11 protein-coding genes are annotated in these 9059 nt (G+C 53.2%); all 11 read left to right on the plus strand.

Features of this window, described 5'->3' with window-relative positions; genetic code table 11:
* The first annotated feature begins 67 nt into the window (after nucleotides 1–67).
* Nucleotides 68–751: a hypothetical protein gene (locus tag PPL9_RS29820; protein WP_057466103.1), complete on the plus strand. Its 684-nt coding sequence runs from the start codon at nucleotides 68–70 to the stop codon at nucleotides 749–751.
* Nucleotides 752–767: 16 nt separating this feature from the next.
* Nucleotides 768–2822 (plus strand): terminase gpA endonuclease subunit, encoded by a 2055-nt coding sequence (locus PPL9_RS29825; protein ID WP_057466104.1) that lies wholly within the window; start codon nucleotides 768–770, stop codon nucleotides 2820–2822.
* Nucleotides 2807–4438, plus strand: a complete 1632-nt coding sequence (locus tag PPL9_RS29830) for a phage portal protein (protein WP_057466105.1) — start codon at nucleotides 2807–2809, stop codon at nucleotides 4436–4438. The genes PPL9_RS29825 and PPL9_RS29830 overlap by 16 nt, the downstream gene beginning before the upstream one ends.
* On the plus strand, nucleotides 4431–4691 hold the full coding sequence (locus tag PPL9_RS29835; protein ID WP_161831503.1) for a hypothetical protein: 261 nt from the start codon (nucleotides 4431–4433) through the stop codon (nucleotides 4689–4691). The genes PPL9_RS29830 and PPL9_RS29835 overlap by 8 nt, the downstream gene beginning before the upstream one ends.
* Before the next feature lie 24 nt (nucleotides 4692–4715).
* A complete protein-coding gene (locus tag PPL9_RS29840; RefSeq protein ID WP_057466107.1) occupies nucleotides 4716–5780 on the plus strand; it encodes a head maturation protease, ClpP-related in 1065 nt (354 codons plus the stop codon).
* 12 nt (nucleotides 5781–5792) lie between these two features.
* Nucleotides 5793–6173, plus strand: coding sequence for a head decoration protein (locus tag PPL9_RS29845; protein ID WP_057466108.1), 381 nt, complete (start codon nucleotides 5793–5795; stop codon nucleotides 6171–6173).
* 11 nt (nucleotides 6174–6184) lie between these two features.
* Complete coding sequence (locus tag PPL9_RS29850; RefSeq protein WP_057466109.1) at nucleotides 6185–7195, plus strand: major capsid protein; 1011 nt, start codon at nucleotides 6185–6187, stop codon at nucleotides 7193–7195.
* A 72-nt stretch (nucleotides 7196–7267) separates the two neighbouring features.
* Nucleotides 7268–7582, plus strand: coding sequence for a hypothetical protein (locus PPL9_RS29855; RefSeq protein ID WP_152986871.1), 315 nt, complete (start codon nucleotides 7268–7270; stop codon nucleotides 7580–7582).
* 2 nt (nucleotides 7583–7584) lie between these two features.
* Nucleotides 7585–7959 (plus strand): hypothetical protein, encoded by a 375-nt coding sequence (locus PPL9_RS29860; RefSeq protein ID WP_057466111.1) that lies wholly within the window; start codon nucleotides 7585–7587, stop codon nucleotides 7957–7959.
* Nucleotides 7959–8747 carry a hypothetical protein gene (locus PPL9_RS29865; RefSeq protein ID WP_057466112.1) on the plus strand — a complete coding sequence of 263 codons (789 nt, stop codon included), beginning with the start codon at nucleotides 7959–7961 and terminating at the stop codon, nucleotides 8745–8747. The genes PPL9_RS29860 and PPL9_RS29865 overlap by 1 nt, the downstream gene beginning before the upstream one ends.
* Before the next feature lie 15 nt (nucleotides 8748–8762).
* Nucleotides 8763–9059, plus strand: a 297-nt coding sequence (locus PPL9_RS29870; RefSeq protein ID WP_200962390.1) for a phage baseplate assembly protein V, incomplete at its 3' end; no start/stop codon positions are given.

Below are 9059 nucleotides of genomic sequence, written 5' to 3' on the forward strand. Positions count from 1 at the left end.
GAGTTGTCAGGGTTGTTAGAGTTGCCAGCAGCCGGTTGCCAAGGTTGCCAGATGTGGAGGCATACAAATGCAAGATGATGCACCGCTGGTGATGGCAACATTTGTGCAGGTTGCCGATCGCGATGGAGTTTCAAAATCGGCAGTTTCTAAGAACGTGCGCAACTACGCAGACAATCACAGCTTACCAGTTGAGCGGGACGGGCGCGGACGGATTACGTGCTTCTCGCTTGCTCACTATGACCACATACGCGCTCGTTTTACGAACCCGCTCAAGGCGTCCGCCAAGGTGCAAGCTGTCGTCGCAGCTCCTTGTCCCACAGCACCTGCTCAAGGGCAGTCAGCCCCCGTGCCTGGTGCTGATCCGCAAAGCCTTAACGAGGGCAAGCGTCAAGAAACATGGCTTAAGGTGCTCCGGCTCCGGCTTGCAATGCAGGAAGAGCTTGGAGCACTGGTGCGCCGCGATCTTATGGAAGATGCGCTCGCCAAAATGGGAGGCGAGATTAAATCTGTTGTTTCGCGGCTTCCCAACCGGGCAGATGACCTGGCAGCGCGTGTCACCAAGGATGGTGTCCATGGCCTGCGCCTGGCGCTGAAGGATGCTGCCTTTGAAGTTGCAGAGGAGATTGCCGAAGCAATGGAAGCTGCTTTTCAGGAAGCACCACAGTTTGATGATCTGCCAGAGGGCATGATTGGGGCTGAAGCAAGTGCAGAAGAACTGATGCTTGCAGAGGAGCAACAGGAGGAACTCTAACGATTACAGGTGAGCTATGCAGGAAACTTTGGGAAGTTTGCGAGGAGCAAACACAAGAGTTTACGGTGCGGCTCGTCTTGTTACGAGAGTCCTTGCAAAGGCGATCCGCCCTAAGAAACCGCTGCCGTTCCATGAATGGCTCCCAAAGAACATTGAGCTGGTGGACGGGCCGAGGCGAGGAGAGCTTTGGAATGCTAAAGACGCTCCGTATTTGCCGGAGATTGCGGCGTGTCTGTCTGCTGATCATCCTTGCAACTATGTGTGTGTTCGCAAGTCTCAGCAGACCGGTGTTTCCATTCTGGGGCTTTCCTGGAGCATCTACCTGGCGGAAAACGCACCCGACAATATTCTGTACGCTGTGCCTGGCGATCAGGCGCTGAAAGAAACCAATTCCATGAAGATCATGCCTTTGATTGAGGCATGGGAGAAGCGCACATCCAAGCAGGTGATTGAACCGATTACAAGCCGCAGCGGTAAAGGTTCGACCACCTTTGAGAAGAAGTTTCCAGGGGGTGCACTGTCGCTTGCCAATGCCAATTCCGAAATGGATCTTTCCTCCAAGACAATCAAGTATGGGGTGAAAGACGAGGTTTCCAAGTGGGAAGAGACGGATAATGGCGGTGATCCTGAAGAGCTTTTCTTTGGGCGCTTTACCGCATTTCGCCGTGAGAAGTCCTATAAGATCTTTGCTCTTTCTACCCCGGAACATGATAGCGGCGATGAAGACGGAGAAGGCCCAGGCCACTGTCGTATCGATCGCGATTTCAAACGCTCAGACCAACGGTTTTGGCATATCCGCTGCCCGTCCTGCGACTTTGAGCAACGGCAGGACTGGAGCGGGTTTCAGATAAATCGCGAAGATCCAGAGGAAAGCACTTACCTTTGTGAGGAATGTGGCCACTCTATTAAAGAGGCTGAGCGCGTAGTTGCTGTTCGCAAAGGGCAGTTCATTGCTTTGAAGGCGGGCGAGGGACGCCAGCCGGGTTTCCATGTGGATGCATTTTGCTCGCTGATGATGAGTTACGGCGATATCGCACGGGACTTCATCAATGCGGAAAAACGCAGCGAAGCAGCCAAAAAGAACTTCACCAATCTGGTGCTCGCCAAGGCTTACGCCATGCGCGGCAATGCTCCTAAGCATGAGCGGCTTATGGAGCGGCGTGAACAACTGGAGCGCGGCAAGATCCCGGCTGAAGGCCTGTTGTTTGTGGCCGGCGCTGATGTGCAGCACTACGGCATCTATGTGGAGGCAGTGGCCTTTGGTGATGACCGGCAGAGCTGGTGCGTGGATGCGCACTTTCTAGAAGGCTCAACCGATGACATTAAGGCGGGGGCATGGCTCAAGCTGGATGCGTTTTACAAACAGCACTTTAAGGACGCATGGGGCATGGAGCGCCGGCTGGATGGTCTGGCGGTGGATGCTGGTGACAGTGGCCGTATGGAGCAAGTGCTCAGCTGGTGCAGAGCAAGGCCAGATACCTATGCCATTAAAGGGCAGGGTGGGCGCGGTGTTCCTGCGATCGGACTGCCGCAGAAGAAGTCAGTCAACAAACGGGGCAAGCGCGTAAAGGTGCGCGGCTCGCAGCTTTGGCCTGTTGGAACATGGGGCCTTAAGCACGAGTTCTTTGGCAGCTTGCATAAGTCTGGCATGGCAGCTGGCGCTGAGTGTGATCCACCTGGTTACTGTCATTATGGTGTTTGGCTGGATGAAGAGTACTTTCTTCAAATCACCGCTGAGTACTTCGACCAGAAACTGGTGAAAGGCCGGCTGCTTGAGGAATGGAAGAAATCCCGGAAAGATAACCACTTCCTTGATTGCCGGATCTACGCCATGGCGATTGCTGAGCATTTGGGCCTGACTTCCAACACTGACAATGATTGGGCGCGGCTGCGAAAGCGGTTGGTGCCTGCAAAGGATCTGGACTTGCTTTCACCTGAAGCTGTCAAAGTAAACCAGGCCAGCACTCCCACCAAAACATCACAGATAAAAGCAGCTCCCGCTCATGACAACGGATGGGCAGAGAGGCAGCAACGTATCAGGAAGAGGCGCGAGAAATGGCGAAACCGTTAAAAGCGCTTGGTCGGTTGCTTAACCGAGGCGGGAAATCAGCACCACCTGAGAATGGAATAAGTCATACAGCGCCATCCACTTTCAACCGATACCTACGCGATACCCGTTCCAGGGTTTTGGCCACACGTCCGGCTCCATTAACAAATAGCCGGGATGATATCCGATTGTCGTGGCGGCGTTCTGCCGGATTGGCGCGGGATATCATCCAAAACTCGGGGCGTCTTAAAGGCGCTGTGGATCAGGTTATTGCAGATACGGTTGGTTCTGAGCTGTTGCTTAATCCCAAACCGGATCTAAGTGCAGCAGGATATGACGCTCAAGAGACCGCAGATTGGAGCCGGATCGTCAAGCAACGCTGGAAGCGGTTTGCTTGGAACCAGGCAGAATGTGACATGCGCGGTAAGTTCACACTGCCACAATTGGTTGACTGTGCTTTGAGAGACTACATCACCTTTGGCGAGGTAACGGGCATGCTGGACTATATGGGCAGAGCTCAGCGGGCACGCTACGGCATTAAAGCCGGAACGAAGCTCTGCCTGTTCTCACCGCAGAAGCTGGTTCAGGACACACTGGAACATGACTGCTTGTTTCAGGGTGTCTACCACGATGAGAATGGCCGTCCGATTTTCTATCTGATTGAAGAGGGAAGAAACGGGCAGACGATCAAAAAGCGGTATGCGGCGCGGGACGGGGCAGGCCGCAATCAGGTCTTGCATGTGTTTGATCCTACATGCGCGAGTGATGTACGTGGGATTTCCATTTTGGCGTCTGCCTTTAGAAAGCACATTCAGCACGAAATGCTTGAGGATGCCACGCTGCAGACCGCTCTTTTGCAGACCTTGTTTGCTGCTGTTTTGAAAAGTGAGTTGCCGTCAGAAGAAGCCTTCGCAGCGATTGAAGCCATAAAGGATACAGAGTCTGGCAGCGAGTACAAAGAAGCATTTTCTGACTACCTCATGGGAAGTTTAGAAAAGTCAGCGGAAAGCTCCATTCATATGGGCAATGACCCTACGGTGTCACATATAGCGCCGGGGGAAGATTTTGAGATTAAAACCGCTGGCACACCTGGCCCCAATTATCTGCCATTCTCTAGCTCATTAGGGCGGGAAATGGCACGTGCGATTGGGATTACCTATGGTGGCCTGACCATGGACTATACCAAGGCCACATATTCCAGTGTTCGAATGGAAAATGCCAGCATCTGGCCGATTGTGACCAGGCGGCGGGAGCGCGTAGCTGCACCCCTTTACCAGGCAGTTTATGAGAGCTGGCTTGATGAGGAAATCGGTGAAGAGCGTATCCCGTTCAAGGGCGGGTATGAAGCCTATTCGGCTTTGCGTGAAGAAGCGTCCTGGGCCCAGTGGCAAGGACCAGCCAAACCAACGGCAGATGATGCAAAAAGCGCTAAGGCTTCCAGCACGCGTTTGGAAAATGGCACATCTTCGCTTGCTCAGGAATGTTCTGATCTGGGTATTGATGAGGATGAACTGTTTGAGCAACGCCGTGCCGAGCATGAGCGCTACCGTACTGCAGGCATGCGCTCGCCTTATGAGCCTATGAGCTCATCCGGAACAGCGCTCAACGACGGCAACAAGGATGGGACAGCTGGTGAGTGATCAGGTCAAAATTGGTTCTGACATGGTTTCCATCGATGAGCCATGTGCTGTTGCAACGGCGCTCCGCAAAATTGAGCTGGTTGTTGCCGCTGGTGGTCGCCGGGAAACCGTCCGGTTTGGACGAGATGAAGTGACCTACTCAGCTGCCAACCTGCTTGCGCTGCAAAAGCTGATTGCTCAGTACGAAGCCAAATGCAGCCTTGCTGCTGGCGGCAAGCTTCGCCGCCGGGCTCGCTCAGTTCGCTGGTGCTGAACCCACCCTTTAAGGATATCCAAAATGCCGGGAATTTTACAGGACGGCGAACTCATTCTTTATGGGTTCGTTGGCGAAAACTATTGGGATGAAGGCTTTACAGCATTGGAAGTGCTAAATGCTCTTGCTCTGCATGGTCGTGATGAGCCGATCACCGCGCGGATCAACTCAGGCGGTGGCTATACCGATGAAGGTATTGCCATCTTCAATGCTCTGAAGACGCATAAGGGCAAAGTGTCTGTCATCATCGACGCAATGGCTGCATCTGCTGCCTCAGTCATTGCCATGGCTGGTGATGAACGCACAATGCGCGCCGGTGCATTGATGATGATCCATGACCCATCCGGGGGAACATGGGGCACAGCAGCAGATCACGAGGCGATAGGTGAACTACTAAATAAACAGGCTGATCAGCTTGCGGGCATATACGCAGATGTCACCGGTAAGACACCTGGCGAGCTGCGCCAAATGATGGTTGAAGAGACCTGGATGAATGGCAGTGAAGCTCAGGTTCAAGGTTTTGCAACCGTTGATGAGGCTGCTCAGGCAGTGAGTGTGTCTGCCTTTGACTACCGCACTTACAACTGTGCACCCGACACTTTGAAACAACTTTCCAAAACAAAGAACTGGAGCGCTAAAGCTGAGCGCTCTCCAGCAGCATTCGTCGCGCAACCGACGGTCAATCAGGAGACACAGCCTATGACGACACAACCTGCGGCGGATGCCAACTCCGTCAGCCCCAACACTGACCAGACGCAGTCAAATGCTGCCAATGAGGCAACAGCAGAGCGTGAGCGCATCAGTAAGTTCCTCAATTGTGAGGAAGCTGTGGGACGCACTGAACTTGCAAAGTACCTCGCGTTTGAGACCACAACAAGCTTTGAGGATGGCCAGAAGGTGCTTGCCAAAGCCCCTAAAGCAGAGGGAACTGAAAAGCCTCAGGAGGATGTACCCAGTACGCAGGCCAGCACTTACGAACAAGAGCGACTTCGTTCAAGCAGTCAAGCCAGCAATTACGGCTCTCAAAAGACCACCACAGCCGCAACTCTCAACCGCGCCGACATTTTTGCCGCACGCAAGCAGGCATAAGGATTGCACAACATGGAAACGAAAGTTCAAGGGGCCCGTAACTGGGCCTTTTTGCTATCCGCTGCTCATGGAAACTTGAGCGTGGATACAATCACTCTTGCCGAAGGGCAGGGCACTTTGGAAGCTGGAACAGTGCTTGGCAAGGTTACTGAAAATGGCGAGTACGTCATGTCACCAGCAGCTGAAGAAGCCGGGAAGGAAGGCGCTGAAACAGCAACCGCCATTCTGGCAGTTAAGACAGCAACTGCCTCAGGTCCAGCAGATGCCCTGGTGGTCAATGGTTTGGCTGAAGTGAAGTCTGACCTGCTGATCTTTGACGGAAGTGTTGCTGCTGCCGCAAAGATTTCCGCCAAACATGAGCAGCTGGCTGCTGCTTTCATCAAAGTTCGATAGGAGCAGCGATAATGCCAGGACTAGATATTTTTAATGACGATGCTTTCTCAGTTCAAAGCCTGACAGCAACTGTGAACCAAATGCCTTATCGGCCTAGACAAATCAGCAAATCCGGTTTGTTTGAAGAAGACAGTGTAACGACCACACTGGTTTCAGTTGAGCTTAAAGATGGGAAGCTGGGACTGATTGAGCCTTCGGCACGAGGCGGTCCCGGTGAGACAACAAGTGATGAAGATCGCAAGTTGGTTCCGTTTCAGGTGGACCATTATCAGCGCGATGATGCGGTGAGGGCTGATGAAGTTCAAAATGTGCCAGCCTTCGGCAGTGAAAACGAAGTTGAGCAAGTTTTGGACCGGGTGAAATCTAAGTTGGATCGCCATCTTGATGATTGTGATATGACGATTGAGCATCAGCGTGTTGGGGCGATTAAGGGCTTGGTAAAGTCCAGATCCGGTGCAACACTGCACAATCTTTACTCGCGCTTTGATATTGCTGTCCCTCCCGCCATTTCTTTGAATCTGGGTAACGAAGATGCCAAGGTGGATGAACTCCTCGCCGTTGATGTTCAGCATTCGATCGAAGACAGCCTGGATGCGTTTTATGATGGTTTTCACGTTTATACGGGGCGTGAGTTTCATCTGAAGCTTTGGGGCCACAAGCGTATCCGCGAAACGTTCCTTGCTACATCAGGAGCAGCTCAGCTTCGTCAGGCTGTGCCTGACACCTTTACAGTCGGCAGCTTCACGTTTGAGCGTTATAAGACAGGCGCTGGCGCCAGTGCTAATGCTGGCGGTGCCTACATTGCCCATGATGAGGCGCGGGTTGTGCCCGTTGGCGTTCCTGGGCTGTTTATCACGCGCTTTGCACCAGCTGATTACATTGAGACCGTGAACACTCCTGGCCTGCCGCGATACGCAAAACAGTATCCGCAGGCCAATGGCAAAGGGGTGTCATTGGAAATACAGACCAACGCCATTTCGCTTTGTACGCAGCCGGCAGCTCTTCGAAAGCTGACGCTTTAAAACTCCTCCTAACAACATCTCATTGAAAGGTCTGGCAGCAGCGTTTTGTCGCCGGGCTTTTGGAGTACGTCTATGTCGAAGAAGAAGAGAATTTCTCTTTATAGCTCTAGCGTTTTGAGCGGCAAATCAATGGGGAAGGATGAAGACTTTCGCCAGGATCGCGACAAACCCTTTCTTGCGCCCGAAAGCTATGCAGATCATCTGATTGCAGAGGGGTTTGCTTATGTGCCTGAGAAGACGAAGAAGTCGCAGGAAGCTCCTGCAAACTCTGGTTCTCAGAGCGGCAAGCCAGCTCAGGATCTGTCTACTGGCACTGGAGCCGGTGATGGTTCTGGTGGCACGAAGCCTGAGGACCAGACCGGCACCAGCGGAGTTAGTGATGCCTGATCATGTCTGAGCTTGATGACCTTCGGGCCGAACTCACCAATGCGGTGGATGACGTCATGGGAGAGCCAGTTCTACTGGCTTTCCTTGATGGTGAACAGCGCAGCGATCCTTCCCGCGAGAATGTAGCAGTAGATGCGGTTTTGCGGTGTGGCGCCGGGCATGTGTTCAACCTTTCCAAGGGATCTAAAAAAGAACGCACTATCCTTTCTGCAGAGCCATCTTTCTTGGAGCTTTCCCGCTCTGACTATGGCGGACCTATGCCCAAGACCGGGGACAAGGTGCAAGCGCTTTCCCGCGCTGGCCTCCCGTGGTTTGAAGTCCTTGATGTTTCTGATCGCGGTGCCTCCCGCATTATTCTTGAACTCGGAGAAGCCTAATGTCTCTTGCCCGAATTGCATTGCGCCACTGCGCAGTGGAGGCGCTCAAAGCGGCTGGAACGCTGGTGGGCACCAACATCCTTGATAGCAAGGTGGCAGCGCTTCAGGTGAGCAGCGATGGAAGTTTGCGCACCGATGAGGAAGGCCCTTTTATTGCCGTTTATACCGATGTTTCCAAATCGGGCGAGCTGAATGGCCGCTCATTGCGCAACAACGGCTATCTGGATTTGGTCTTTAATTTCGGCATTACAGCCGCGATGACCCAGACCAATGATAAGGGTGAAAGTGTTGTGGTTGGTCTGGAGGTTCCGGCAACCAGCCCCAACTTTGAGTTCTTTCTTGATGCCTTAACGCGGCAAATCAAGTTCGCTCTTCTTGATCCTCAAAACCCTTGGTCTGAGTTGTTTAAGGGATTTGCTCCAGACTTTCGAACTTGTGAAGAGCTGCGCCATGGCAATGCCCGTGATGGGGTGCGGTTGGTGAGTGGTCAGTTGCGGCTAACCGTTGAGTTGGTTGCAGACCCTGTTCCAGGAATAGCACTGCCTGAGACTGGGATTTGGAGCCGGTTTCTAACAAAGCTTGCTGAAAGTGATCCGCAGCAATGTGAGCGCTTGCAAGGTTTGCTTGCCTGGAACGGTCGGGAGCAGGATGACCGGCTTTCCTTCCTTCATGGGCTATCTGGCCTTGAAGCGGATGCCCTAAAACTGACCAATGCATCTGCGCTCAATCCTTCAGCTGTTTTTTCCAATGACCCACCGGAGAGCATAGTCAGCGCCGGTTCCCAGTAACTTGGAGCACGCGCAATGTCGCAGGACCTGCCAGACTTAATTGCTGAACTGCATTTTGAGGTTGCCGAGATCAAACGGCGGCTTGCTTCGCGCACGCGGGAAGGGGTGATTTCTGAAGTTGATGCGGCCAAAGGCAAAGCACGGGTCAGGCTGACAGATTCAGATACTCCCATGCTAACGGGCTGGCTACCCTGGACCGAGCCGGCAAGCGGCGCCAATAAGACCCACAATCCGCCTTCGATTGGTCAGCAAGTCTCACTGACCAGTGAGAGCGGTGATTTAACCGATGCCCGCATTGGCTCTGCGCTGCCA

Source organism: Pseudovibrio sp. POLY-S9 (genome assembly GCF_001431305.1).
In the GTDB taxonomy this organism is placed as follows: Bacteria; Pseudomonadota; Alphaproteobacteria; order Rhizobiales; family Stappiaceae; genus Pseudovibrio.